The organism is Marinifilum caeruleilacunae, from assembly GCF_013141825.1.
GTDB lineage: Bacteria > Bacteroidota > Bacteroidia > Bacteroidales > Marinifilaceae > Marinifilum > Marinifilum caeruleilacunae.
Map to the genome: position 1 here is coordinate 92,901 of NZ_RZNH01000011.1, position 26,384 is coordinate 119,284.

Here is a 26,384-nt window from a genome sequence, read left to right on the forward strand (position 1 = left end):
TTCTTAGTTTGCAAATAAACGAGAATTTGCTTCAAATCTTGCCTATTTCATAAACAGATTGGCAATATCGTGACTAAAACTCCTGAATCTTACCCTCGATAAGTTGGTTAAAACCACTACACAAACCTCTTCTTTAGGGTAAACAATCATGTGTGTGGTTGCTCCAATTGAACCACCGGAATGACCATAGTAGTAGTGCCCATTATTGTCGGTACCACTGGCCCAGCCAATGCCGTATTCGGTAATAGTTCCATTTGTAGTTTTTTGCGAACGGGTCAGTTCATCAATCTGTTTCTGGTTTAGGTAACCGGCTTTGCTATGCGCTACTGCAAATCGCATAACATCTTCCGAGGTAGATAAAAATCCGCCACCGGCCCATTTAATGCTATTGTCAACATAGGCGCCGTTTACAATTTTGTTGTTCTCAATTCTCTGGTAAAACCCAGTTCTGTTCGGAATAATGCTGTCGGTATGATCGGCTATGGTATTGTGCATTTCCAACGGATCGAAAACATGCTTTTGCATATAGGCAAGAAAGTCTTCGCCCGAAGCTTTTTCAACAATTCGACTCAATAAATTCCATCCATAGCTTGAATAATGGTACTCCCTGCCGGGATATGAAATCAGCGGATCATTCTCAAAAATTTCCAGCGCATCGTTGATGCTATTGTAGTGTTTTGCACTTAAAAACTCGTTACCATTGTAATGACGAATTCCGGCCAAATGCCCAGCTACCATTCTGCTGGTAATTTTTGCCTGTTTTTTCGGAAAATCAGGAAGGTAATACTGTATGGAAGAGTCAAGCTGAAGTTTGTTTTGATCCCACAGTTGAATTAAAGCATCGGCACTTACAGGTTTCGAGATACTGCCAATTCGGAACCTTGTTTTGGCCGGATCAACTTTGGTTTGAGCTTCCAGGTTTCCATATCCGAAACCTTTGGAAAGTACATTTTTACCCTTTACCGATACGGTAATAGCAAGTCCGGGAATATTATTTTTTGCGATAAACTCATGGGTCAGTTCAATGGCTTGTTTTACCTCTGTGCTTGCTTCCTTTTTTTTACTTTGGCAGGATAAGGCTGCTAGAACAAAGACGAATGTCAGGGAAAGTTTTAAGAATTTCATAAGTATTGTTTTGGTGGATGATGACTTAAAATTATAAAAATATTCAGACATGAGTATTGCAATGATGTGACCTGTGCTATTTGTCAAATCATATCCTTTTGATTAATTTGCGAACTATAAGATCTATTATAAAAACCACAATTAATGAGTAAAATTCGCGAATATTTCGATCTGACAATGAACTTTTTGAGCCGTGGAGTTTGGAACATGCGTTTGAAAGATTTATCGGGACACCGGTATTTTTTAATCAGGCAATTGCGAATTTACCTCCTGGCAGTGAAAGGCTTTTACGAAGACAAATGCCAGTTAAGGGCATCGGCTTTGACTTTTTATTCCTTGTTATCGGTGGTTCCTGTATTGGCCATGGCATTTGGAATTGCAAAAGGTTTTGACCTGGAAGGAAAACTGGAAACGGAATTGAAAGCCAACCTGGCTGGCCAACAAGAGGTTTTAACCTGGCTGATAGAGTTTGCCAATAAAATGTTGGAAAATACCAAGGGATCCTTAATAGCTGGTTTGGGATTCGTGATTTTGTTCTGGTCTGTAATTAAGGTTTTGAGCAATATCGAGGAATCGTTTAACGATGTTTGGCGAATTAAAAAGCCCAGGTCGTGGGGAAGAAAATTCAGCGATTATACCGCTCTGATGATTTTTGCACCAATTCTATTGATTGGTTCCAGTGGTGCAACCGTAGTGCTGAAAACCATGATCGAGGAAATTACCCAGGGAAGTGGACTGATGGAAACTGTAGGGCCGGTTCTTACTTTTTTAATTCAGTTGGCACCTTTCTTTCTGGTTTGGATCTTGTTTACCTTGCTCTATACTTTCATGCCCAATACCCATGTGAAATTCAAATCGGGCTTAATTGCCGGTATCATTGCCGGAACCATTTACCAACTGTTCCAGGTGCTGTATATCGAGTTCCAGAGAATGGTAACCACTTACAATGCTGTATATGGTAGTTTTGCTGCCTTGCCGCTCTTCCTAATGTGGCTACAACTGAGTTGGCTAGTGGTGCTTTTTGGCGCAGAAATCTCTTTTGCCGAGCAGAATGTCGAAAATTACGAGTACGAAGCCGAAACTACCGAAATATCATACGATTACAAGCGATTGTTGAGCCTCTATGTTTTGAATTTAATCGTGCAGAATTTCAAACAAGATAAAAAGCCATTGTGCTCGCAGGAGATATCGCACGAATTGGAAATGCCAATCAGGTTGGTTCGGGAAATTCTGTTTAATCTCAATAATTCAGGATTGATATCGGAACTGACCACCGAAAAAGACAAACAAATGGCCTATCAGCCTGCTTTCGATATCAACGAAATGACGGTAAGTAAGGTAATTGATTTGCTTGAAAAAACAGGATCAGATAACATTCCTGTGCTGGAAACAGAAGTCTACGCCGATTTAAAGTTGATCATTGCCGAATATCGAAAATCTTTCTCGGTAGAAGGAAGAGAGATCTTGCTAAAAGACATTTAAACAATGAATAATGGTCAATTCTTAATTTGATATTAAAACCTTTATAACCTATGATCTTCATCTTCGGAGCCAACGATAAGGTGATCGAACAGCGCCAATCCTATCAGCAGGAACACTGCTACAATTGCAACAATACAACTCACTGGACTTTGGAAAAAAATGCTACCTATGCCAGCCTGTTTTTCATTTCGGTTTTTCCGATTAAAACCAGGTATATCTACTATTGTCCAATATGCAGGAATGGCAGGCAAATGGAAAAGGAAGAATATGAGAGGATGAGGTGAGATCAGTTAACAAGGAACAATTCAATCTAAAACTTACATCAAAAGACAAGTAGAGAGGTGAAGCAAGATATCTGCAGATCAAAATCATAATTGATCATATAGAATCGTAATAATCTGTGTCGAGAATATCGTTGTCTTGAAAAGAACTGCATTAATCATTATTTTTACCAGCATATAGAGATATTAAAGTATCCCAAAAGCCAAATCTGAATACCTAAATTTCAAATTGATGAACAACAAATCTGTTATCGCGATTTTTGTTTTGTGCATGCTGATGATTTCATCCTGTGCAAAAAAAGAGAAGAAAGAACTGCCTAAAATTGCCATTGCAGGATTCTGGATTGAATCCAGCACTTTTTCGCCTGCAAGGAGCGATGTGAGTGCCTTTAAGCAATTAAGAGGTGATGAAATATTCGATTACTATCCATTTTTTGGAGTGGATTCAATCCTTCGAAAGCAAGCTGATTGGGTACCAACCCTAAGAGCACGTGCCATTCCTGGCGGAATTGTTACCCGCGAAACTTACGAATCATTCGCTAAAGAGATCGTAGATAAACTAAAGGCAAACGGACCATTTGATGCCATGTTCCTGGATATTCACGGAGCAAGCAGCGTGGAAGGAATAGATGATCCGGAAGGAGATCTGATTACAAGGATTAGAGAAGTAGTTGGAACTGATTGTATGATTTCTACAAGCATGGATTTGCATGGAAATGTTACGCCTGAACTGGTAAAACATTCCGACTTGATTACCTGTTTCCGTTTGGCACCGCACGAAGATGCCATGGAGACCAGGAGAAGGGCTGTAACAAACCTTCTGGAGCGCCTGGAAAGCGGAAAAGGCAAGCCTAAATACAAAGCCTGGATTCCGGTTCCGGTTCTTTTACCGGGCGAAAAAACAAGTACCCGAATTGAACCAGGAAAAAGCTTGTATTCCAAAATCGATCCGCTAACCCAAAAAGAAGGCGTGATTGATGCTGCCATTTGGGTAGGTTATGCCTGGGGCGATGCACCAAGAAATACAGCAACCGTTACTGCTTATGGCGATAGCAAAGAAGAAGTAGCAAAAGCGGCCGAATACCTGGCCAAAAGCTTTTGGGAGGTAAGAAAAGACTTCGAATTTGTTGCTCCGGTTGCTTCACTCGATGAGAGTTTGAATAAAGCAATAAAGAGCGATAAAAAGCCATTTATCATTAGCGATATGGGTGATAACCCAACAGCCGGTGGAGCAGGTGATGTAACCTGGACACTTGCTGAGCTCTTAAAAAGACCAGAGTTTAAGAAGGCTGATGGACCTTCCTTGATTTACGCCTCGATTCCAGGGCCAAAATTCGTTGAGAAAGCGGTAAAATTGGGAGAAGGCGCAACAATTGAAGCCGAAGCAGGAGCTAATGTGGATGCTCGTTATTCAGGACCGGTTATGCTGAAAGGAAAGATTGAAAAAATCAGACATGGTGATAAACATGCCGAAACCGAAGTGGTTGTTAAGGTGGGAAGTATGTATGTAATTGTGACCAAAATCCGTAAGCCATATCATTACGAAAAAGATTTTACCAATTTGGGATTAGATCCGCGCAAGACGGATATTGTGATGGTGAAAATTGGCTATTTGGTGCCAGAACTGTACAACATGCGTGGCGATTGGCTAATGGCACTAACGCCGGGAGGAGTAGACCAGGATTTGATACGCCTGGGACACAAACGAATTAAACGTCCAATGTTCCCATTCGATGCAGATATGGAGAATCCGGATCTGTCGGCACGAATGATTCCTTTGGCGGATCAATAGAATGTAAATTTGAAAAGAAATATCTATAAATGGCAGTGCAAGTTTTTGTACTGCCTTTTTTTATGCAGATAAATCACGAAAAGGAAGTCACAAAAATAAAATTCATTTTGGTGCAGGGTATTCTTAATTTTAATCATCATATAGATATATCTAAAAACAAGATGCCATGAAACTGATACACAAGCTTCTTCTAGTTACTCTATTCTTTTCTTTTTTCTCTTTCGAACTGTATGGCCAGAGCCAATTGCTTTGGGATTTCTCTAGCAAAGCTGGTATTTATTCAACTCCTGCAATAGATGAAAGCACAGTTTACATTGGAAGCAAGGACTCATGTTTGTATGCTTTAAACAAGGAAAATGGTCGCTTAGAATGGAAATTTAAAAGCAAAGGAGAAATAAAATCTAAGGCATTGCTGTACAAAGCTTCGGTGATTTTTAATAGTAGCGATGGATTGGTGTATTCTCTTGACCAGAAAAGCGGAAAGAAGCAATGGACTTTTCAAACTGAAGGTGAAAAAAGACTGGATATGTGGGACTATTACCTGTCATCGCCTGTATATGCAAATGACAAGCTTTTTGTGGGCAGTGGCGATGGACATGTTTATGCCCTAAATCCAGCCAATGGTGAATTACTATGGAAATATAAAACAGGTGGAATTGTGCATGCAAGCCCCTTGGTGCATAAAGAAAAGGTGTATGTGGGTAGTTTTGATGGATTCTTTTATGCCTTAGATTCTAATAATGGAGAATTGGTTTGGAAATTTAATACCGTTGGCGATACTTATTTTCCCAAAGGTGAAATTCAGCGAGGAGCTGCCATCTACCAAAACTCAGTAATTTTCGGAAGCAGGGATTACAATGTTTATTCACTAAACCTGGAAACCGGCACAGGCATGTGGAATATGAAAGAGAAAGGAAGCTGGGTGATAGCACCTCCACTTGTTGTTGATGATTTGGTGTATTTTGGAACTTCTGATTCCCATAGGTTCTTTGCTTTGTCGGCTAAAAGCGGGCATGAAAAACTCTCTTTTCCTGTTAACATGCGGGTTTATGGCAGGGCATTATCCTTCGAAAATGAGATTTATTTTGGCTGTTTCAATGGGAAATTATACAAACTCGATCAGTCGAAACAGAAATTAGAAGAGGTTTTTCAGACGCATGGAAGCAAGAAGAATTACCGTAAGGTTTACAACGAAAAAGATGAGTTTCGAAGCGATTTTAAACTGTATGGAGAAGACATTATAGGTTCTGAGAAAACAATTCTTGGATTGGGAGCCATTCTTTCGACGCCAATTATAGAAAATGGAATCGTATATTTTGGTGATGCAAATGGCGTATTTTATGCCTACAAATTAAAATAAATTTATTTTCTGATAGGGTATTCTTACATTTAATCATCTTACTAATACACACTAAATTATAAATGATGAAAAAACTTCCTATAATTGCCTTGTTACTGGCTGTAATCCTATTTTCGTGTCAGCAAAAAGCCCCAAAAGCAGATGCTACAACTAAAGCAGTAAAAACGGAGAAATTGCAACAATCTCCAAAAGTATTGGAATTTCCTTCTTTAGACTCACTTACCATTACAGCACATCTGTATCAGATTGATGAAACATCGCCATTTATTTTGCTTTGTCACCAGGCAAGATTCAATAAGTTCGAATATTCGGGCATTGCCGAGAGGTTGAACCAAATGGGTTTCAATTGTATGGCTATCGATCAACGTTCAGGAGGACCAATTGGAAAAACTCAGAACGAAACCTACCTAAGAGCTGTTGAAAAGGGATTGGCAATAGAATATGTAGACGCAGAACCTGATATTCGTGCGGCAATTCAATATGTAAGTAAGAATTTTTCAGATAAAATGATCCTTTGGGGATCATCCTATTCTTCGACCCTGGCACTCTATTTAGGTGTTGAAATGGAAGAAGTTTCGGCTGTAATATCATTTAGTCCTGGTAATTATTTGGCTGACAAAAAAGGTTCTTTAATTGACAAATTAGAAGGCTTTGAAAAACCAATGTTCCTGACCAGTTCGAATCGGGAAGCTCAGTACGTAGAAGCACTTTTGGAAAAACACAAACTTGGTGAAAAACAAGTGCAATTTGTGCCAGAAGGAGCAGGGCATCATGGTTCGCGTGCCTTGTGGACAAATCAGCAGGGTGGGGAAGAATACTGGAATGCAATTACAGAATTTTTAAAAGAAATTAAGAATTAGTTATGGTTAGAAAAACCGCAGATTGGTAAAGTTACAATTGCGGGATAAGTTAAGATTCACAGACTTGGTAAGGGAAGGGTATTTTGTGCTCTTCCCTTTATTTTTATGGCATGATGTATGATTTATAAAATATATTATTTTTACAAAAAAATGAATTTTGAAAATGGAATCGATCACGAAAATAGAAATAAAGACAAAAGCCAATTTGGGAAAACGAATAAGCGCAGCTTTTATTGATTACTCAATTGTGCTAACTTTTATAAGTGTCATGTTCTATTTTTATGCTGAGCCAATAGAAAATGGATATTTATTATCAGGACTTCCGTTTTGGGTAATTATTGTGTTCTGGGGATTTATGACGATTGGAATGGAACAAGTTCTTGGAGCAACATTAGGGAATTACCTGTCAGATTTAAAACCTGTCTCCATTCAATCTTTCGAAAATCAAAAACTAAGTTTTGGACAGTCAGTAAAGAGGCATATTCCTGATTTAATTGATTTATTCATGTTCGGATTAATTGGATTTTTGTTCATCGCAAATACGAGATATCATCAACGTCTTGGTGATATTTGGGGCCATACAATTGTAATAGATACGACCGATAAAGAACAAGGAATTCAGTAGATATTCCAATCCTTAAAAATTCATCAATTCAGATACAAGTTGTAACTTAAAGTATCTTAACTGCATTATCATGAGATACTTATTTCTAAGCATATTTTTGACCTTCTGCTTTTCTTGCACCAATCCTATTGATGAGAAAAGGCTTATTGATATGAATCAATTTGAAGAGCTTGTTTCCCAAAAAGACAAAACATTGGTGTACATCTGGACCACCTGGTGCAGTGGTTGTCGCAAAAGTTTGGAGTATAGCTTACCAAAATTGATGAAGGATCTCAATCAGGATGAATATCAATTGATATTAATTGCAGCAAGTAAAAACAAGGAAGAGGTAGACTCATTGGTTACGGCCAGTGGTTTGGAGAATGCATCCTACTTTCTCGATTTTTTAGGGCCCGACAAAGGCAAATTCCAAGCTGTTGGCATCAGGCAATTTATGTCGGCAAATTTTAAAGGGGAAGAAATATATACTGGCGGTATTCCCGTGTTTTTCCTGGTAAATCGTGAAATGAAGGTATTGCATAAAAAACTGCCTCACACCTACGATGAGGCCATAGAATTACTCCAATAAATTCGCCAAACCCAAACTTCCAGACTCTTCGACCTTTAGACTTTTCGACTCTTGAACTTTTCGACTTTCCCAAAAAAAAGACCCATCAGAAAACTGACAGGTCTTGAATAAAAATATCTTGATAGCTTAAGCCTCTTCGTAGAAAAATTGATCAGCGAAAGCTGGTTTCAAATCATCTAACCAAAGAGCTTTAGGATCGTATTTTGCAAAGAAAGGACGTCCAACCCAGTCGGAATTTCTTCCCTGGATAAAGTTCAGAACGTAAACCTTTTCGCCATTGATTTCGGTTACACCCGATACTTGCACCTTACCAGGATTAGCCGACATACTTGGTCCGCGAACTGTACGACATACACCACTAACCTGTGCATATGCCTTACGGAAGATATCCCATGCTTCTTCAAGTGTTACTGCGAAATATTCCTGAGCTCCAGTTTCGCGAGCAATAAACATGTAGTAAGGAATCATTCCCCAATCTACCTGCTTTCTCCACATGCGAGCCCACATATCTGCATCAGCATTTAGATTTTTCATGATTGGCGACTGTGTGCGAATAACAGCACCTGTTGCACGAATATTCTTCACAGCCTGTTCTACTGCTTCTGTGCTCATTTCGTTAATGTGGTTGAAGTGAGCCATAATCGAAAGATTCAAGCCATTGTCATGGATCTTTTTGAATACATCCAATAGTTGCTGTGCATCATCATCGCTTGTGTAACGATATGGCCAGTAACCTAATGTTTTGGTACCAATTCTAATGGTTTTTAGGTTTGGTATATCGGCAGCAATAATTGCATCGATGTATTGTTCGAATACCTTCGATTTCATAACCATCGGATCACCACCTGTAAACAACAAATCGGTAATGGAAGGATTCTGACGCAAGTATTCAATAATCAAATCAACCTGTTTCATGGCAAACTTTAGTTCATCGATACCGGTGAACTGTGGCCAACGGAAACAGAAAGTACAGTATGCATGACATGTTTGACCCTGAGATGGGAAAAACAACATGGTTTCGTCGTATTTATGCTGGATACCAACCAATTTTTCGCCGTTTAATTCAGGAACATTGTGAACCTGACCAGCCGGATTTGGATTCAACTCCATTCTAATTTGGTTGGCAGCTTTGGTGATTTCGGGTCTCGAAGCACCACTTCTTACTAATTCGGCCATTCTGTTGTAGTGTTCGGCCGAAAGCATATCTTTTTGAGGAAAGGTTAGAATAAAAATCGGATCGTTCTCGAAATTATCCCAATCGATCAACTCATCAACTACATAATTGTTTGCTTTAAATGGAAGGACCTCTCCAACAACTTCAATATCAAAAATCTGCTCCTCGCTCAGTTTACTAATCTGAGGAATTTTCTTAAAGGTCTTCAGTGTGTAAGCTCTATACTTCATAGGCTAATATCTGGTTTTGATGTTTTAACAAGTAAGCGCGTGTGAACACGATTACTCCCCCTGGTTGTAATTATTTACTCAAAAACAAGCTATTAGGATATGGTAGCGCAGATGTACGTGTGAAACTCTTCAGAGTTATAGGCTACAAATGAGATTCCCCATAGTTCAAGTTAGGGAAAAATTGGGACATTTTCCACATAAACTGTTCATTGTCAGCTGTAAAGGAAGACTAATGTCCCAGCGTATCAAATAGCTGTGGCACAAATGTATAATATTTAAAATTTTTAAACAAGCATGTTTGCGAGTTAAGTGTTTGTAATCCTGTTAGATTTAACTTTTTAAGGAGCACTTATTTATATTGCAGGAATGGGCGATAAAGATTACTTTTGCTGAGGATCAGGAGGAAGGCTTTCAAAAGCTAAAGGCTTAATTTAACAGCTAATATCCCTGTTCTAAATTAATATTTTTGTTTATCTGGAATTAATGAAAAGAAGTGATATAGAGTTAATGGCACCAGTAGGATCATATGAATCCCTAATGGCTGCCATACAAGGAGGAGCCAATTCGATATACTTTGGTATTGAGCAATTAAACATGCGATCGAGATCGGCCAATAACTTTGGTTTCGAGGATCTTAAAAAAATTGCAAGCACCTGTAAAGAAAACAATGTAAAATCATATCTCACCGTAAATACGGTATTGTTCGATCACGATATCAAATTAATGTATAAAATTGTTGATGCAGCAAAGGAAAGTGGCGTTACCGCGATTATTGCTTCCGATGTGTCGGCCATTATGTATGCTCGATCGATTGATGTTGAGGTTCATATCTCAACTCAATGTAATATCACCAATATCGAGGCGGTAAAATTCTACGCCCAATTTGCCGATGTGGTGGTGCTGGCTCGCGAATTGGATCTGAACCAGGTGAAAGCCATTTACGATCAGATTGTAGCGCAGGATATTCGTGGTCCGAAAGGCGAATTGGTGCAAATCGAGATGTTTGCCCACGGTGCGTTGTGCATGGCGGTGTCGGGAAAATGTTACCTGAGTTTGCACGAGAAAAACTCTTCGGCCAATCGTGGCGCTTGTATGCAAACCTGCAGAAAAGCCTATACGGTAACCGAAAAAGAATCGGGTAACGAATTGGAAATCGATAATGAATACATCATGTCGCCAAAAGATTTGTGTACCATCGGATTTCTGAATAAAATGCTTGACGCAGGTGTTCGTGTTCTTAAATTTGAAGGTCGTGCACGTTCCCCGGAATATGTAAAAACAGTGGTAAGCTGCTATAACGAAGCTGTGGATTCCTACCTGGATGAATCGTACAATAAAGAAAAAATCGATGCCTGGATGGAACGCTTGTCAACCGTCTTTAATCGTGGATTTTGGGATGGTTATTACCTGGGACAAAAATTGGGAGAGTGGAGCAACGAATATGGAAACCGTGCTACCAAACGTAAGATGTTGGTGGGCAAAGGAACCAATTACTTTACGAAGATTCAGGTTGCCGAATTCCTTTTGGAATCGAACGAACTTGCAGTGGGTGATCATATCCTGATTACAGGGCCAACAACCGGTGTTGTGGAAACCACCATAAAAGAGATTCGTGTAGATCTGAAACCAGTTGAAAAAGCAGTAAAAGGCGACAGTTTCTCCATTGCATTGGATACTATGATTCGCAGATCGGACAAATTGTACAAGATTGTAGAAGTAACCAACGATTTAATTCAATAATACAAATCAAGAAGCACAAATTAGTGCCTTGCTAAACCAACAAAGCATGAAAAAATTACTCCTTACCTTTATCGCAATTGTTGCGGTATCTGCCTTGTTTGCAGACAATCACCAGGGATCCTTACTAAAAACCGGAGAGCAGGTTCCTGAATTTTCGGTAACTACACTGGATGGAAAAGAAATTGCCATTACTGAACTAAAAGGAAAAGTGGTTTTAATCAACTTTTTTGCTACCTGGTGCGGACCATGTATGAAAGAACTGCCAGAGGTTCAAAAACAATTGTGGCCAAAATTCAAGGATGAAAATTTTGTGATGGTTTCCATTGGGCGAGAGCATACCAAAGAGGAGTTGAGCAAGTGGAACAAAAAGAAAGGCTTTACATTTCCAATTGCTCCCGATTCTAAACGAGAAGTATATTCAAAATTTGCCAGTCAGTACATTCCTCGTAACTTTATTGTCGATAAATCAGGAAAAATCATTTGGCAAGGCGTTGGATTCGACCAGAAAGAGCTGGATGAAATGATGAAAACCATTCAAGAAAACTTATAGTTCATGCAAGGAAATATCAGGAAAATGCGCACCGAATTGGGTGAAACGGTTCAGTATCATTTGCCTATTGGCGATGATCTTACAGCCATGAATCAGCTAATTGGGAAAGAGATCAGTTTGCAGTTTTTGGATCAGATTAACTGTATTCACTGTGGTAAAAAAACAAAAACATCCTTTTCGCAAGGATATTGTTATTCCTGTTTTACCACCCTGCCACAAACCGATCCAAGCATTGTTCGCCCGGAGTTGGATTTATCATATCTGGGCATTTCCCGCGATATGGAATGGGCAAAAGAGAATTCCTTGCGCCCACACTATGTATATTTGGCCTATTCGGGCAATTTAAAAGTGGGTGTAACCCGCGAAAGCCAGGTTCCTACCCGTTGGATCGATCAGGGTGCAAGCAAAGCCATCAAACTTGCCAAAACCCCAAACCGACATATTGCCGGGGTGATTGAAGTTGCTTTGAAAGAGCATTTTTCCGATAAAACCAATTGGAGAGAAATGCTGAAGCAAGATGGATCGACAGATATTGATCTTTTGGAAGAGAAGCAAAAAGCAGCAGAGAAACTACATCCGGAATTGAAACAGTACCTTTGTGGGGAAGATGAGGTTTGGGATATCAACTACCCGGTTGAAGAGCTTCCTCAAAAAGTAACAAGCTTTGGTTTTGACAAAACGAAAGAGTTTACAGGAGTTTTAAAAGGAATCAAAGGACAGTACCTGATTTTTGAAGGAGGAAAAGTTATAAATATTCGTAAACACAACGGATATCTTATCGAATTGAAAGTAAAATAAGAAAAAAAGTGTGAATTTGTAGTTAAAATCAGCAAATTTCTTAATACATTTGTCTACAGTATTTTAAAAACAATAAGCAAAAAACACTAATCGATAAATTCAAATCTGAAATGGAAAACATTAACTGGAAAGAATTTGGTTTTGGATATACTAAAACTGATTACAACGTTCGTTGTCACTACCGTGATGGAAAATGGGGAGAATTAGAAGTTTCATCTTCTGATCAAATCAATGTTCACATTGCATCTACAGGTTTGCACTACGGACAACAAGCATTCGAAGGCTTAAAAGCATTTAAAGGTCCTGATGGAAAAGTAAGAGTTTTCCGTATCGACGAAAATGGCAAACGTCTTCAGAGCTCTTCTCACGGTATCATGATGGCTGAAATGCCTTTGGATCTGTTCCGCGAGGCTGTAATCAAAGCGATTAAACTGAACGAAAGATGGATTCCTCCATATGAATCAGGTGCATCTCTTTACATTCGTCCGGTACTATTTGGAAACGGAGCACAGGTAGGAGTGAAGGCTTCTGAGGAATACACATTTGCAGTATTTGTAATGCCTGTAGGACCTTATTTCAAAGAAGGATTCAAACCAACCGATTATGTAATTTATCGTGAGTACGACCGTGCAGCTCCACAAGGAACCGGTATTTACAAAGTAGGTGGTAACTATGCAGCTTCCTTAAGAGGCGGTAACAGAGCACACGCCGAAGGTTTTTCTGCAGTATTGTTCTTAGATGCTAAAGAAAAGAAATACATCGATGAGTGTGGTCCAGCTAACTTCTTCGGAATTAAGAACAACACTTACGTAACACCAAAGTCTAATACCATTCTTCCTTCGATCACAAACAAGAGTTTGTGTCAGATTGCTGAAGATTTGGGAATGAACGTTGAGCGTCGTCCAATTACTGTTGATGAGTTGGCAGACTTCTCTGAAGCAGGAGCATGTGGTACAGCGGCTGTAATTTCTCCAATTCGCAAGATTGTTGATGCAGATAACAATATCGACTACAAGTATGGCGATGAGGCAGGAGAGATTAGCTTCAAGCTATATGAAACCCTTCGTGGCATTCAATATGGTACTGTTGAAGACAAACACAACTGGAATACAATTATTGAATTTTAATCAATAATTAATGATATAAAAAAAGAGCATCTGGAATATCCGGATGCTTTTTTTTTGACACAGATTCTTATGAAATTAATGATTTACGCTGATTTTATGGAGTTATTAGTTTTCAGCTATAATTAGTTTTCTTGATCTAGTCAGCGATGGCTATCGGGATTTTGCTTACTTTTTCATCAATGGAAAAAGTGAGAATCAATACAAGCTGATAAGATTAGTGATATTTTAATTTGCAAGTAGCAAACCTTTTATCTTATCGTCAAAGGCCGAAAGAGCAGCTTTAGAGCCTTCTCCCATGGCAATCACAATTTGCTTGTAAGGAACGATTGAAACGTCTCCTGCAGCGTAAATTCCGGCCTGATTGGTTCTACAATGCGAATCAATTTCAATTTCTCCAATTTTATTGGTCTTAACAGTATCGGCAAATACTTTACTATTGGCATTTAATCCAATTTGCACAAATACACCATCGGTGCTAAGTACTTCTTCTTTATTGGAGCTTCTGTCTTTGTATTTTAAGGCATTTACCTTCTTTCCATCACCATCAATACTTGTGGTTTGGGCATTGGTGGTAACGCTTACATTCGGTAATTCTTTAATCTTGTCCTGCAAAACCTGGTCGCCTTTTAGCTCATCCATAAATTCGAGTACATGAACCTCCGAAGCAATGGCCGATAAATCGATGGCAGCTTCAAGTCCAGAGTTTCCTCCACCAACTACCACAACTTTTTTGCCTTTGTAAAAGGGTCCGTCACAATGTGTACAGAATGCAACGCCAGATCCGATGTAATCGCTTTCGCCCTGTACATTCAGCTTTCGCCAACTTGCACCAGTAGCAATAATCAAAGCCGGGGCACTAAGTGTTTCGTTTAAAGATGTTTTGATGTTTTTTACACCATCCACCACTTCCAGCTTTTCAATCACACGATTATCCAGAATATCGATAGGATAATCGTTCAAATGTTTCATCAGGTTGCCCGATAATTCTGTACCGCTGGTTTTTGGAACCGAAATCATATTTTCGATAGATACGGTTTCAGTTACCTGTCCGCCAATTTTTTCGGCAACAATGGCTACCGAAAAGCCTTTTCGAGCCGAATAAACTGCTGCCGAAACGCCCGCAGGTCCACCACCGGCTATAATTACATCATACTCCTTCTTTTGTTCTTCAGATGGCTTAAATGCAGATCCAGTTTGTTCTTCAATTTTGCTTAGTAGTTCGCCCAGCGACGATCGTCCCACATGCAGTTGTTTGTCGTTGGCATAAATCGTTGGAACCGCCTGAACATTTAATCGTTCAGCTTCTTCCACATTAATGGCTCCATCAATAATCTCATGCGAAATGTTCGGATTTAAAAAAGCCATGATATTTAAAGCTTGAACAACGTCAGGACAATTGGTACAGGATAGAGAAATAAAACTTTTTAGCTCTACTTTTGTTGATATTGCTTTGATTCTCTGCGAAAATATCTCATCTGGCAAGTTTTTACCAATTCCATCGAGGTTGAGCACTGCCAAAAGCAAGCTAGTAAATTCGTGGCCGTTTGGTACAGCTTTAAAAATTACATTAGTCGATTCTCCGTTTTTAAGGATCTCAAAAGACAAAGCATCGCCTTCAGTAACTTCGAGTTTTACTTGATCGCTACATGAAGCAACATCCTTTAAAAGAGATATTAATTCTTGCTTGCTTTTGTGAGTAGATGATACCTGTACCTGAAAAGTATATTGATTTTTTAAGGATTTAAATAAATCAATAACCTGATTTTTTATTTGTTGTTCCAGCATTGTTTTTTTTGATTTTTGGGGAGAATCTGCCCCCATGCAGCCAAACTTTAATCGGATATTAAAAAACTACATCGAGACAGACTCAGGTATTTTTGTTTGAATTAAATCTTACCAACAAGGTCGATACTTGGTTGAAGGGTTTCTGCACCCTCTTCCCATTTGGCAGGACAAACTTCCGATGGATTTTGAGCTACAAATTGTAATGCTTTCAGTCTTCTTAATAGTTCTTCGGCATTTCTACCTACATTGCCGGCAACCACTTCGTAGGCTACAATTTCTCCTTCTGGATTTACAATGAAAGTACCTCGCTCTGCCAATCCTACTTCCTCAATCATTACATCAAATCCGCGCGATAAAACTCCTGTTGGATCTGCCAGCATTGGATACTGAATTTTTCTAATTGTATCCGAAGTATCGTGCCATGCTTTGTGAACAAAGTGTGTATCGGTTGATACCGAGTAAATTTCACAATCTACTGCTTTAAATTCAGGGTACAGATTGGCAAGATCTTCCAACTCGGTTGGACAAACAAAGGTGAAATCGGCAGGGTAAAAGAAAAATACCGACCATTTGCCTAATAAATCTGATTTTTTTACGCTTTTAAAATCGTTGTTTGCGAATGCTTGAACTTCAAAATCTACTACTTGTTTTCCAATTTGTGACATCTTGTGTGTTTTTAATATGAATATTTATTGTTTTATTTTTTTCTCTGATGCAAAACTAGAATACCAGACCATATAAATCAAATAGATAATAATTAAAAAGCGATAGAAAAAGTCAATAAAGGTGCGTCAAAATGCAGAAACAAAGGTGTTTGTGTTTATATTGTTTGCGCGATTTATTGAAAAAAATAAACGAGCACAACCGGAATTGTGCTCGTTTTTCTCATTGTAAGGTGAGAATTAGGATTTATAATTATAAAAAATGTGTTTGGTTCAAAAAGAACGCAAACGGTTAAATTTCAACTTTCTTATTCATTAGTGCTTTTATCGATTCGGCTAATCGTTGAACACCAATTCTGTTTTGCTCTTCATCCATAAAAGAGAAATTGATTCTCATGGTGTTTTTTCCACTTCCATCGCAATGGAATACCGATCCCAATACAAACGCAACATTCTTTTCAATGGCAATCTTAAACAGATCTTCTGCATCCATTTCTTCGGGCAGACTCAGGAATAAAAACAATCCACCTTCCGGTTTTGTCCAGCTCACACCTTCGGGCATAAAATCTTCGAAAGCCTGTAGCATTACATCTCTTTTTCGATGGTACATATCGATAATCTTCTTCAAGTTTTTATCGAATAGACCTTCCTCAAGATACTTAGCTGCAATCTTTTGAACAAAAGGAGCTGTGCATAAGTCTGTTGACTGCTTTGCCTTTACAAATTTATCAATTATTGCGTCATGTGCAAGTATCCAGCCAATTCTGAAGCCTGGAACAAAGATTTTCGAGAAAGTTCCCAGGCTTAATACTTGACCTGTGTTGTCCAGTTCATACATCATTCTTTGTGCTTCTCCTTCGAATCGGAGTTCACGATACGGACTGTCCTCAATAATCAGAATATTGTATTTTCGTGCAATTTCGATAATTTCCATTCTTCGGAACTCGGGCATGGTAATTCCTGCAGGATTTTGAAAATCGGGAATTACATAAATGAATTTTGGCATTTCGCCTTCGCTCTGCATTTTATACAGCGTTTCTTCAAGCAAATCGGAACGCATACCATGCTCATCAAACTTAATCCCAACAGGAACTCCACCATAGCTCGAAAAAGCTCCTAAACCGCCCAGATAGCTTGGCAATCCGCATATGTATTTATCGCCACGGTTTAAGAATATTTTCCCTGCCAAATCCAATCCTTGCTGCGATGAGGTAAGAATTACAAGGTTCTCGGTAGTAATTTGCAGACCTTGATCCTGGTATCTTTTGGTCAGAATTTCACGAAGTTTCATGTCTCCTTCGGTTGCACCATACTGAAGAGCAGAACTCCCTTCCTGGTCAAGAATTTTGCATGATATCTTTTTTAGATCATCAATCGGAAATGAACTTGGTGCTGGCAAACCTCCGGCAAAAGAAATGATGTCATCGCGCTGGGTTAGTTTTAACAATTCTCTAATCACCGAACGCTTCATTCCCTTAGCGCTATCGGAAAGAATGTTTTCTAAGTTTGTAATCATTGTAATCCCCCTTTTTGTTTAGTTTTTTTTGATGATTTTGGTGAAAATCAGGATTTTCGCCACTAATAAATTTACGTTTTTATAGTGGTAAAACCATAGAATTATAAACAAATGGGATTTCAGAATGACAATTTATAATAAATATGCGTTAAAAAGTTTAAAACAATCAAATTAGCTCTCTTAGCTTTTCAAGCTGTTTGTTTTTGTTTACATTTCGCATATTTCGAGCAGTTTTTGTAAAATATTGGTGGTTTTCGATGAACTTAATTTGAAGTCTGTTCCACTCATCAATACTCTTAATTCTGCCATACTCTTTTAGTTCGCGATACAGGTTTCCTGAAACGGGAATAAAATCGGTTCGACCCAGATAATCCAAATCGGCATCGCACATGATCATCTCCAAAAGAGATTGAGGCTGTGGTGGATGCTTGGTATGCATGATCAAGTTGGTTACATCCTCAATTTGTTTTTCGCTGTACTTGTATTGCGGAAGAATGTGTTTTGCCAATTTCACACTAAACTCTTCATGATCGTTGTAAGACAGAATAAATCCTGTATCGTGGAAAAGGGCAGCAGTCTTTATAATTAGCATTTCGGCCTCGGTAATCCCCTCTTTTCGGCCAATAATTTCCACTTCCGTAATCACATCAATGGTGTGTTTCAGATTATGGTAGTATAAGTTCTTAGGTAATTCATTCTCCATCTTGGTTAGAATGGTTTCTTCCAGGTCGTCGTACCTGAGCATTTGGAAGCTGGTCAGGAAATAATCGTTGGGCACCAACCCTTTCAAATCGGCCGACATGTTTGGCAAAAATCCTTTCACAAAATACATGTCGATATTTCCTTTGTATTTCACCGGCATTCTTCCTCTGTATTCGCAAATAAAGAAATCTTTCACCAGCATATAGGTCATTCCTGATATATTGATTTCATTTACTGCCCCCGACGATTCCATTCTACTTGCCGTATTTACGGTATCGCCCCAAATGTCGTAACTGATTTTTTTTGTGCCAACCACCCCGGCAATTACCGGACCTGTATGAATTCCAATCCTTAATCCCCAAATGGCTTTTTTGCCATCTCTCGAATTGATTTTCATGTTGTTCATGTATTGCTGTATCTCTAATGCGGCCAGAATCACCTCGATTGGATTGGTTCTGTTCTTGTTCGGAATTCCACCTGCACACATGTATGCATCACCAACAGTTTTAATTTTTTCGATATTGTATTTTTCTACTACCGTATCAAAATGCATGAAAAACTTGTCGAGCTCATCAATCAGATCTTCAGGATTCATTTGTTCTACAATCTTGGTAAATCCATGAATATCAGAAAAAAGAACCGTTACCATTCTAAAACGCCTGGAGCTTACTTTTCCTTTCGATTGTAACTCTTCAGCAGTCTGTTTTGGCAACAAATTGGACAGCAGTTTTTCAGCTTTCTCTTTCTTAAAAATCAACTCTTGATTTTTATTGTAAAATTCTCTTTCAATTTCGCTTCTTTGTCTTCTCAGCTCCACCCGGAACCATAAAAAGAGAAATACCACAATAATGGGAAGCAGCATTCCAAATAGGATTAAATTCTGAGAAAATAGTCCGAACTCTACCTGCACCAACACCGGGATTGTGAAAAATGTTCTGAAAACAAGTAATAAGAGAGTAAATTGTGTCATTACGGATCTGTTATTTACCAAAGATAAGCGATGACACTAAAAATAGGGAAGAATTTTTAATTATCGGACTTAAACAGAAAATAATACCGATTAGAAATTAAAAGGAGCCTTCGATTCACGAACTCCCAAAGCCTCTTTATTTTTATATCCACATTAACTATCGAAATGGAAAGGAGATAAGCGATTGCATTATCTTTGATTGTCAACATCTCAATAGGATATCCCTTAAAATAAAAAGCAAGCTCTAACTGGTGGAATAAATTTGTTGTTCTAGCAAAAAATACCTAAATTGATCTCCAGTTATGTTAATACAGATATTTACTGTTCCCCTTTTAAACTAAACTATGGAAAGTACAAAAAGATCTTTACTTGTAGCTTGGGATTTTTCAAATGTTGCAGAATATGCATTCGATCATGCATCTATTTTTGCCGAAAATGTTGACGCTGAGGTGATATTGGTGCACATTGTAAAAAAAGAGTCTCAGATCGAAGAAGCCAAAGGCAAAATGGCTGAGGCAGTTGAAGGAATCTACAAGGAGAAGAATGTTCGACCTGAATTTATTGTTCGCGACGGAAGTATTTTTACCACAATAAACGATGTTGCAAAAGAAATGAATGCCATGTTGGTTCTTATGGGAACGCACGGTATTAAAGGAATGCAGAAACTAACTGGAAGTTGGGCACTAAAAGTAATCGTGGGCTCAAGGGTACCTTTTGTGGTAGTTCAGGCTCCTCCGGTTCAGAAAAAGTATTCATCGGTAGTTCTTCCTGTCGACTTTAAGAAGGAGAATAAAGAGAAGTTGAGCTGGGCCGAATTTCTGGGTAAATTCTTTAAGGCAAAAATGCGAATTATTACGCCAAAAATGCCTGATGGACAAATGTTGCAAAGAACAAAGGCCAATCTTGTATTTGCCAAGAAATATCTGGAAAACAGGGGAATCGATTACGAAATTGATACCGCCGACGGTGGCAATGATTTTGCCATGGAAACAGTTGATTTTGCTAAGAAAATTGATGCAGATATCATCCTGATTATGACCACAAAGAATATTTCTTTCCAGGATTACATGTTGGGTGCACATGAGCAGTTTGTCATTGCCAATTCCGCACATATACCTGTAATGTGTGTCAACCCAAGAACAGATTTATCCAAATACGGAAGTTTTTACTAAAGCATATTTTATTAATCTCTATATTTGAACAACGGTTTTTCAGCCGTTGTTTTTTGTTGGATTGAATCGATCGGGAAAGATTTCTACTCTCCATGATCTTCATGTTTAATACAATGCTTTAAAAATAAATTATCATCATATGAAATTAGTTTTTGCTACCAATAACCAAAACAAATTAAAAGAGTTACAGCACTTACTTGGCGAAAAAGTTGAATTGCTTAGTTTGGCTGATATTAATTGTACCGACGAAATTCCGGAGGATCATGATACACTGGAAGAGAATGCGACCCAAAAAGCAGAATACATTTACAAAAAATACAATGTAAATTGTTTTGCTGATGATACGGGCTTGGAGATTAGTGCTTTGAACGGAGAGCCTGGTGTATACTCTGCACGTTACGCTGGTGTAGACAAAGATGCAAAAGCCAATATGAAAAAGGTGCTGGCAAAAATGGATGGTAAGCAGGATAGAAGTTCAAGGTTCAGAACCGTAATTTCTTTAATTTTAGATGATAAAGAATACCAGTTCGAAGGCATTGTGAATGGAAATATTCTGGAAGCAGAAAGAGGCAAGGATGGATTTGGTTACGATCCGATTTTTGAACCAAAAGGTTATTCCGTGTCCTTTGCAGAAATGGAAATGAGCGAGAAAAACAAAATTAGCCACAGGGGTTTGGCAGTGCAGAAACTTGTTCAGTTTTTATTGGGGTATAAATAAGGGTAATAGATTATGAAACAGGTTGCTATTGTAGTTTTATTGACGTTTTACTTGATGTCATCCTATGCCCAGAACTTTGTGGGATGGAACGAACATTTGCCATATCGAAAGGCGACACAATTGCTAGCCTCTTCTGATCGAATCTATTGTCTTACCGAATCGGGTGTATTTTATTATTCTCTAAATGACAATGAAATAAGACCATTTAGTAAAACAAATACTTTATCAGACTCTGATGTATCAGCCATAAGTTGGTCTGCCGATCAAAACCTATTAATTGTTGGCTATCGAAATGGAAATATCGATCTGATATCTGAGAATTCAGTTTTTAATATATCAGATATAAAAAACTTTGCAGGATTTGGCAATAAAGAGGTGAATTCGATTCATTCAAGAGGCGATATCGCCTATCTTTCAACAAGTTTTGGAATTGTTGTTCTTAACCTGGAAAAGCAGGAGATAGCAGATACTTATTTGATTGGTGCCAATGGTTCGCAATTGCAAGTAAATGAAATTATTACCAGTGATTCTGAAATTTGGGCTGCAACAGAGAATGGCATTTATCAGGCGGACTTAAACTCATCTAATCTGGCCGATTTTAACAATTGGCAATTTGTGAGTGAGATTCCAAACAGTACAAGAGCTTGCGTGGATCTTGAACTGATAGGCACCGATTTATTTGTAATGCGAAATGTTACATCAACTGCAAGTGAAATATATAAACTAAGCAATCAAAACTGGAGTGAATTTTTGACAGAATCGAATTTAATTCATTCAATTAAAAGTTCTAATAGTGGATTGTATGTTGTTTTAAATGAGTTGATAAAAGAATACAATGCTTCTGGAAATAAACTGAGCGATATTGCAAACTTCCCATCTTATTCTTTCAGGGATGTTGTAAGCATTTCAAATCGCATATTCATTGCCGATTTTGAAAAATCACTTCTTGAGTTGGAAGGAAATGATTTTACACAAATCAAACCGGATGGACCATTACGTTCAGAAATATCGGCTGTTTATTCAGCAGGAGACCAAACCTGGGCAGCTGCGGGTATTGCTAACGCAGATTTACCAGCCGAGTTGTATTTGTTGAGCGATTCGGAATGGAAGAATTTTACAGCTGATGAAGTTCCCGAATTTGTTGGAAAAACAGATATCAATAACATCAGCGGGAACAAAAGGAATGAAGCTCGAATTTATGCAGGTACATGGGGCGATGGTCTTTTTGAGTTTCAGAACCAGGAATTAATCAATTCTTTCAATTCAACCAATTCTCCTTTAAATAATGTGGGAATCAACTCGATGGACTCAGATGAAAATGGTACCCTTTGGATACTGGATGCCAGTTCGAGCCAGGGCGTTAAGGCTTTGAGCTACGATCATGAATGGGTTTCATTGTCGTACAATAGCCTGGACAATCGTTCTGATTCCCGAAAAATTATTGCATTACAGAATGGTGATAAATGGGTGTTAAGAGGCTTAGGCAGTACTTTGTTTGCCTTTAACGAGAATGGAACCCTTTCCAACAATGATGACGATGTGACCAGCACTTTTAGTGTGCGCGATGAGAATAATTCGAGCATCAGCTCGCAGATTTATGACATTACAGAAGATCAGGACGGCAGTGTTTGGGTGGGAACATCGAGTGGGGTTGCAATTTATGGCGATCCAGGAACCATTTTTCGGGATGGAAGCTTCTTTGCTTACCGCCCAATCATTACAATCGATGGCTCTACGCAATTCCTCCTTTCTACCGAGAAAGTGCAGAGTATTGCAGTAAATGGCGCCAATCAGAAATGGTTGGGAACCGAAAATTCCGGCGCTTTTTTGGTATCTGAAAATGGAGATGAGCAGTTGGCCCAATTCAATAGCTTAAACAGTCCTTTGCCATCAAATAACATCCAGAAAATATCGGTAAATCCGGGAACGGGAGAAGTGTTCTTTCTTACCGATAAGGGAATGGTTTCGTACAGGGGAAAAGTGACCGAAGGAACCGAGAATTACAATGATTTGTACGTGTATCCAAACCCTGTTAGAGAGACTTACAGGGGCGATATCACGGTAAGTGGACTAATGAGTAACTCGACAGTGAAAATTACCAATGTGAGCGGTAATTTGGTGTGGGAAGGCAAATCGGAAGGTGGCCAGTTCATTTGGGATGGCCGAAACTTTAAAGGCTCCAGGGTTCATACCGGGGTGTATCTCATTTTTTGTTCCAATTCGGACGGATCAAAATCGAAAGTGATTAAGTTGTTGTTTATCAACTAAAACCAGATGCTTCACCAGACCAAAGGCATAGTGTTAAATCGTGTTCAGTATGGAGAAACCAGTCTGATTGTGCATGTATACACCGAAAAGTTTGGTCGACAAAGCTATATGGTAAAAGGCGGACGCTCCAAGAAATCGAAGAGCAAAAGCAACTTGTTCAGGCCTTTTTTTCTGCTCGATATGGAGGTGTATCACCGCGAAGGAAAAAACATACAATCTTTAAAGGAAGCACGAATTTCCGAAACCTTAAATAGACTGATTTTTGATGTGCGCAAAAGTACCTTGGCACTCTTTTTAACCGAAGTTCTTTCTAAAGTTTTGCGCGAAGAGGAAGCCAACCCGGATTTGTTTGTTTTCCTCTACAACAGCATACGCTACCTCGATTTAACGGATGAATCGGTAGATCTGTTTCACCTTTATTTCTTAAGCAAATTATCTCGTTTTCTAGGCTTTTTCCCTCAGATGAACTGGTCGGCAGAAAATTGTATTTTCGATATGGACAATGGACGTTTTGTTGCCCAGGTTAATTCGCATGCTCATTGCCTTGGAAAAGAGGAAAGTGAAATTCTGTTTGCTTTATTTAATACTTCCATTGATCAGTTAAACAGTTTAAAAATCAGCAAGAAACATGTTGGGGTTATTTTAAGAGGACTACTCAATTTTTACGCACTACAGAGCCAGGGCTTTACCTCATTAAAATCGCTCGCGGTGATTGAGGAACTTTTTAATCATGATTAATAATAAAATTTATTAATGCTATGTTTTGATCTTCGCAAGTGATTAAATACATTTGCATGACCTACATGGCCCCATAGTTCAAGGGATAGAATAGTTGTTTCCTAAACAATAGATCCAGGTTCGAGTCCTGGTGGGGCTACAAAGAATTAAAGCTGACGGTTTTGTCAGCTTTTTCTTTATAATTCATTTTGCTTTTTCTATTCTCGTTTCAATAATTAAATCCGATCAAATTAAAATACGCTAACCAAGGAATAAAAAACAGAGCTGTAGCAATAATTAGTGATTGATAAACCAAATCAAAAGTTCCAAGCTCTTTAAAACGAATTGCTTTAATTATTAAATAGATTGTAAAAAACACCAAAGGAATAATGATAAATGGCAACACTAAGGCAATTTTAATGAGCATAGGTACGCCATAGAAAAATTCCATTGGGTCAGTTGTTAGTAATGCAAAAGCAAGTATAAACACGAAAACGATGATTAATGACGCAATGCAAAAATTGGTTTTCTTAACAAGATGGTTCTTTTTGTTGCAAACAAATAGTTTAATGATTGTGCATGTAATGATGTAAATGGATAAAATAAGAACAATACTTCCAATCCAGAATTTCAGAAATGTAGCAGGTTCATACCACCTTAATTTCTCATATGAATGGGCTTCCGCAAAAAAATAGCCTATTTCGCCTTTTGCATTTCTGCCAAATGCCTGGTGCCAACCGCGTTTCGAGTAGAATGTTAAACCGGATACAGGCAAAAATGTATCGTTCCATGGCATAACCTCTAGTGTACTGTCTTTTGCTACAATTTCAATTTCTGGAGCTAATCCAATTAAAATACCTACTTTTTCAAAAGTTGTATGTGAATTAAGAGTATACCGATAATGACCTGCAAACTTCTCCAAAGGTTCATCTACCGAACCAATCTTAGGTTCAGTTTTAGCTTTATGCCTGTTATTTAAATCAGTGGGCATTATTCGTGTCAAAAGCTCATTAATAAATTGATCAATAAATACACGACTTTTTCCAGTTACATAATTCGATGAGTTAACTGAAATAAACAAGCCTATGTTTTTTTCAGGAAATAATGACATTTGATTTGTAAAGCCTAGATATCTACCGCTGTGTCCGAAATATTTCATACCCTTCCATTGGTATTCTGGAAAACCAAGCAGCCATCCGCATCCGGCCTTTTCATATTGCTTAAAGGGTGTATGTGTCATTTTTACGAGCGTAGTAGAATCTAAAATTTGCTTTCCATTAAACTTGCCATTATTCAAAAACATAGAAATATAGTGTCCCATGTCCGAAGCTGTTGATTGAAATGAAGCGGAAGGATAAAAAAGAGGGAAATCTGGCTTGTGAGGAATCAACTGTCCGTTCTTTTGCAAATAACTTGTAACGTAGTTCTCTTTGAGTTCAGTTTGTCTTTTAAAACCGCTAAAATTCATTTCTAGTGGCTTTAATATTTTTTGTCTGACGTATTCATCAAAAGCAAAGCCTGAGACTTCTTCAACAATAAGTCCCAATAGCGCATATCCCTGATTGGAATAGCTTGCAACCTTACCCGAAGGCCTTATTTGTGAAGGCATTTGCTTTTTCAAATATTGAGCCAGGGGAATGACCTCCTTTTCGGTTCGAACCGATGAACTTATATTGCAATAATCTATACCGGCAGTGTGAGTTAATAGTTGTCTTACGGTAATCGGAGAGTCGAATTTATAGCTAATTTGAAATGATGTGAGATAAGTGTTCACATCCCGATCGAGTTCTAACTTTCCATTCTCAACTAATTGCATAATTGCTGTAGCCACAAAAGTTTTTGAAATGGAACCGATTCCAAATATAGAGGAGCTGCTATTTACAGGCTTATTGGATCTGATATCTGTAACTCCATATCCGTTCATGTGAAGAATAGAATCTCCTTGCATCAAAACAAAGGTAGCCCCGGCAATATTAAAGCTATTTAGACCTTCTGTAAATTGAGAATCGATCCAGGCATTTAAATTGCTTGTTTTGTTATCAGGATTTTGGGCACAGACTTTATTTTCTAATGAGAAAAAAGAACATAAAATTGAAAATACAATAAGTAATTGTTTCATAAGATTTGATTTAAATATTAAATTTTGGGGTGTATGATGCCAG

22 protein-coding genes and 1 tRNA gene are annotated in these 26,384 nt (G+C 38.3%); 16 read left to right on the plus strand and 7 right to left on the minus strand.

The genetic code is table 11. The annotated features are described in order from the left end of the window. Positions 1-42 precede the first annotated feature (42 nt). Complete coding sequence (locus tag ELS83_RS08720; protein WP_171595160.1) at positions 43-1,125, minus strand: serine hydrolase domain-containing protein; 1,083 nt, start codon at positions 1,123-1,125, stop codon at positions 43-45. Between the two features lie 144 nt (positions 1,126-1,269). Between ELS83_RS08720 and ELS83_RS08725 the strand changes: the two genes are divergently transcribed. From ELS83_RS08725 to ELS83_RS08755, 7 genes are all read left to right on the plus strand, one after another. Beyond that, positions 1,270-2,607 (plus strand): YihY/virulence factor BrkB family protein, encoded by a 1,338-nt coding sequence (locus ELS83_RS08725; protein WP_171595161.1) that lies wholly within the window; start codon positions 1,270-1,272, stop codon positions 2,605-2,607. A gap of 50 nt (positions 2,608-2,657) precedes the next feature. Beyond that, positions 2,658-2,891: a zinc-ribbon domain-containing protein gene (locus tag ELS83_RS08730; RefSeq protein WP_171595162.1), complete on the plus strand. Its 234-nt coding sequence runs from the start codon at positions 2,658-2,660 to the stop codon at positions 2,889-2,891. 229 nt (positions 2,892-3,120) lie between these two features. Continuing rightward, positions 3,121-4,680, plus strand: a complete 1,560-nt coding sequence (locus tag ELS83_RS08735) for a M81 family metallopeptidase (protein WP_171595163.1) — start codon at positions 3,121-3,123, stop codon at positions 4,678-4,680. Positions 4,681-4,846: 166 nt separating this feature from the next. Further along, positions 4,847-6,040 carry an outer membrane protein assembly factor BamB family protein gene (locus ELS83_RS08740; RefSeq protein ID WP_171595164.1) on the plus strand — a complete coding sequence of 398 codons (1,194 nt, stop codon included), beginning with the start codon at positions 4,847-4,849 and terminating at the stop codon, positions 6,038-6,040. 65 nt (positions 6,041-6,105) lie between these two features. Continuing rightward, positions 6,106-6,900 (plus strand): alpha/beta fold hydrolase domain-containing protein, encoded by a 795-nt coding sequence (locus ELS83_RS08745; RefSeq protein WP_171595165.1) that lies wholly within the window; start codon positions 6,106-6,108, stop codon positions 6,898-6,900. Between the two features lie 163 nt (positions 6,901-7,063). Beyond that, positions 7,064-7,525 carry an RDD family protein gene (locus ELS83_RS08750; protein ID WP_249414431.1) on the plus strand — a complete coding sequence of 154 codons (462 nt, stop codon included), beginning with the start codon at positions 7,064-7,066 and terminating at the stop codon, positions 7,523-7,525. Positions 7,526-7,595: 70 nt separating this feature from the next. Beyond that, positions 7,596-8,093 carry a TlpA family protein disulfide reductase gene (locus tag ELS83_RS08755; protein ID WP_171595167.1) on the plus strand — a complete coding sequence of 166 codons (498 nt, stop codon included), beginning with the start codon at positions 7,596-7,598 and terminating at the stop codon, positions 8,091-8,093. Positions 8,094-8,219: 126 nt separating this feature from the next. Here the strand turns inward: ELS83_RS08755 and ELS83_RS08760 are convergent, their stop codons facing one another. Next, positions 8,220-9,497 (minus strand): KamA family radical SAM protein, encoded by a 1,278-nt coding sequence (locus tag ELS83_RS08760; RefSeq protein WP_171595168.1) that lies wholly within the window; start codon positions 9,495-9,497, stop codon positions 8,220-8,222. Between the two features lie 483 nt (positions 9,498-9,980). Here ELS83_RS08760 and ELS83_RS08765 point away from each other — a divergent pair, with 483 nt between their 5' ends. The 4 genes from ELS83_RS08765 (at position 9,981) to ELS83_RS08780 (ending at position 13,712) form a co-directional block, all read left to right on the plus strand. Next, the gene (locus tag ELS83_RS08765) at positions 9,981-11,237 is read left to right on the plus strand and encodes a peptidase U32 family protein (protein WP_171595169.1); all 1,257 of its coding nucleotides are present in this window, start codon (positions 9,981-9,983) and stop codon (positions 11,235-11,237) included. A gap of 46 nt (positions 11,238-11,283) precedes the next feature. Continuing rightward, positions 11,284-11,787, plus strand: coding sequence for a TlpA family protein disulfide reductase (locus ELS83_RS08770; protein ID WP_171595170.1), 504 nt, complete (start codon positions 11,284-11,286; stop codon positions 11,785-11,787). Between the two features lie 3 nt (positions 11,788-11,790). Then, the gene (locus tag ELS83_RS08775; protein ID WP_171595171.1) at positions 11,791-12,585 is read left to right on the plus strand and encodes a DUF2797 domain-containing protein; all 795 of its coding nucleotides are present in this window, start codon (positions 11,791-11,793) and stop codon (positions 12,583-12,585) included. Positions 12,586-12,674: 89 nt separating this feature from the next. Beyond that, the gene (locus ELS83_RS08780) at positions 12,675-13,712 is read left to right on the plus strand and encodes a branched-chain amino acid aminotransferase (RefSeq protein WP_346728153.1); all 1,038 of its coding nucleotides are present in this window, start codon (positions 12,675-12,677) and stop codon (positions 13,710-13,712) included. Positions 13,713-13,937: 225 nt separating this feature from the next. On the opposite strand, the gene ahpF is transcribed toward ELS83_RS08780, so the two are convergent. From ahpF to ELS83_RS08800, 4 genes are all read right to left on the minus strand, one after another. Beyond that, the gene (gene ahpF / locus ELS83_RS08785) at positions 13,938-15,497 is read right to left on the minus strand and encodes an alkyl hydroperoxide reductase subunit F (RefSeq protein WP_171595173.1); all 1,560 of its coding nucleotides are present in this window, start codon (positions 15,495-15,497) and stop codon (positions 13,938-13,940) included. Positions 15,498-15,598: 101 nt separating this feature from the next. Beyond that, positions 15,599-16,162, minus strand: coding sequence for an alkyl hydroperoxide reductase subunit C (gene ahpC, locus ELS83_RS08790; RefSeq protein ID WP_171595174.1), 564 nt, complete (start codon positions 16,160-16,162; stop codon positions 15,599-15,601). A 289-nt stretch (positions 16,163-16,451) separates the two neighbouring features. Further along, positions 16,452-17,675, minus strand: coding sequence for an aminotransferase-like domain-containing protein (locus ELS83_RS08795; protein WP_171595175.1), 1,224 nt, complete (start codon positions 17,673-17,675; stop codon positions 16,452-16,454). A 166-nt stretch (positions 17,676-17,841) separates the two neighbouring features. Then, on the minus strand, positions 17,842-19,347 hold the full coding sequence (locus tag ELS83_RS08800) for an adenylate/guanylate cyclase domain-containing protein (RefSeq protein WP_171595176.1): 1,506 nt from the start codon (positions 19,345-19,347) through the stop codon (positions 17,842-17,844). A gap of 344 nt (positions 19,348-19,691) precedes the next feature. Here ELS83_RS08800 and ELS83_RS08805 point away from each other — a divergent pair, with 344 nt between their 5' ends. From ELS83_RS08805 to ELS83_RS08825, 5 genes are all read left to right on the plus strand, one after another. Further along, a complete protein-coding gene (locus tag ELS83_RS08805; protein ID WP_171595177.1) occupies positions 19,692-20,519 on the plus strand; it encodes a universal stress protein in 828 nt (275 codons plus the stop codon). 139 nt (positions 20,520-20,658) lie between these two features. Continuing rightward, the gene (locus ELS83_RS08810) at positions 20,659-21,237 is read left to right on the plus strand and encodes a non-canonical purine NTP diphosphatase (RefSeq protein WP_171595178.1); all 579 of its coding nucleotides are present in this window, start codon (positions 20,659-20,661) and stop codon (positions 21,235-21,237) included. A gap of 12 nt (positions 21,238-21,249) precedes the next feature. Further along, a complete protein-coding gene (gene porZ / locus ELS83_RS08815) occupies positions 21,250-23,505 on the plus strand; it encodes a type IX secretion system anionic LPS delivery protein PorZ (RefSeq protein ID WP_171595179.1) in 2,256 nt (751 codons plus the stop codon). 6 nt (positions 23,506-23,511) lie between these two features. Then, positions 23,512-24,243, plus strand: a complete 732-nt coding sequence (gene recO / locus ELS83_RS08820) for a DNA repair protein RecO (protein WP_171595180.1) — start codon at positions 23,512-23,514, stop codon at positions 24,241-24,243. 67 nt (positions 24,244-24,310) lie between these two features. After that, positions 24,311-24,382 (plus strand) — tRNA-Arg (locus ELS83_RS08825). A gap of 69 nt (positions 24,383-24,451) precedes the next feature. Here the strand turns inward: ELS83_RS08825 and ELS83_RS08830 are convergent. After that, complete coding sequence (locus ELS83_RS08830; protein ID WP_171595181.1) at positions 24,452-26,341, minus strand: serine hydrolase domain-containing protein; 1,890 nt, start codon at positions 26,339-26,341, stop codon at positions 24,452-24,454. Between the last annotated feature and the right edge of the window lie 43 nt (positions 26,342-26,384).

What these genes read in the sequence shown, in the direction of transcription:
- ELS83_RS08720 (WP_171595160.1), bottom strand. Translation starts at nt 1,125, where the DNA reads ATGAAATTCTTAAAACTTTCCCTGACATTCGTCTTTGTTCTAGCAGCC.
- ELS83_RS08725 (WP_171595161.1), top strand. Translation starts at nt 1,270, where the DNA reads ATGAGTAAAATTCGCGAATATTTCGATCTGACAATGAACTTTTTGAGC.
- ELS83_RS08730 (WP_171595162.1), top strand. Translation starts at nt 2,658, where the DNA reads ATGATCTTCATCTTCGGAGCCAACGATAAGGTGATCGAACAGCGCCAA.
- ELS83_RS08735 (WP_171595163.1), top strand. Translation starts at nt 3,121, where the DNA reads ATGAACAACAAATCTGTTATCGCGATTTTTGTTTTGTGCATGCTGATG.
- ELS83_RS08740 (WP_171595164.1), top strand. Translation starts at nt 4,847, where the DNA reads ATGAAACTGATACACAAGCTTCTTCTAGTTACTCTATTCTTTTCTTTT.
- ELS83_RS08745 (WP_171595165.1), top strand. Translation starts at nt 6,106, where the DNA reads ATGAAAAAACTTCCTATAATTGCCTTGTTACTGGCTGTAATCCTATTT.
- ELS83_RS08750 (WP_249414431.1), top strand. Translation starts at nt 7,064, where the DNA reads ATGGAATCGATCACGAAAATAGAAATAAAGACAAAAGCCAATTTGGGA.
- ELS83_RS08755 (WP_171595167.1), top strand. Translation starts at nt 7,596, where the DNA reads ATGAGATACTTATTTCTAAGCATATTTTTGACCTTCTGCTTTTCTTGC.
- ELS83_RS08760 (WP_171595168.1), bottom strand. Translation starts at nt 9,497, where the DNA reads ATGAAGTATAGAGCTTACACACTGAAGACCTTTAAGAAAATTCCTCAG.
- ELS83_RS08765 (WP_171595169.1), top strand. Translation starts at nt 9,981, where the DNA reads ATGAAAAGAAGTGATATAGAGTTAATGGCACCAGTAGGATCATATGAA.
- ELS83_RS08770 (WP_171595170.1), top strand. Translation starts at nt 11,284, where the DNA reads ATGAAAAAATTACTCCTTACCTTTATCGCAATTGTTGCGGTATCTGCC.
- ELS83_RS08775 (WP_171595171.1), top strand. Translation starts at nt 11,791, where the DNA reads ATGCAAGGAAATATCAGGAAAATGCGCACCGAATTGGGTGAAACGGTT.
- ahpF (WP_171595173.1), bottom strand. Translation starts at nt 15,497, where the DNA reads ATGCTGGAACAACAAATAAAAAATCAGGTTATTGATTTATTTAAATCC.
- ahpC (WP_171595174.1), bottom strand. Translation starts at nt 16,162, where the DNA reads ATGTCACAAATTGGAAAACAAGTAGTAGATTTTGAAGTTCAAGCATTC.
- ELS83_RS08795 (WP_171595175.1), bottom strand. Translation starts at nt 17,675, where the DNA reads ATGATTACAAACTTAGAAAACATTCTTTCCGATAGCGCTAAGGGAATG.
- ELS83_RS08800 (WP_171595176.1), bottom strand. Translation starts at nt 19,347, where the DNA reads ATGACACAATTTACTCTCTTATTACTTGTTTTCAGAACATTTTTCACA.
- ELS83_RS08805 (WP_171595177.1), top strand. Translation starts at nt 19,692, where the DNA reads ATGGAAAGTACAAAAAGATCTTTACTTGTAGCTTGGGATTTTTCAAAT.
- ELS83_RS08810 (WP_171595178.1), top strand. Translation starts at nt 20,659, where the DNA reads ATGAAATTAGTTTTTGCTACCAATAACCAAAACAAATTAAAAGAGTTA.
- porZ (WP_171595179.1), top strand. Translation starts at nt 21,250, where the DNA reads ATGAAACAGGTTGCTATTGTAGTTTTATTGACGTTTTACTTGATGTCA.
- recO (WP_171595180.1), top strand. Translation starts at nt 23,512, where the DNA reads ATGCTTCACCAGACCAAAGGCATAGTGTTAAATCGTGTTCAGTATGGA.
- ELS83_RS08830 (WP_171595181.1), bottom strand. Translation starts at nt 26,341, where the DNA reads ATGAAACAATTACTTATTGTATTTTCAATTTTATGTTCTTTTTTCTCA.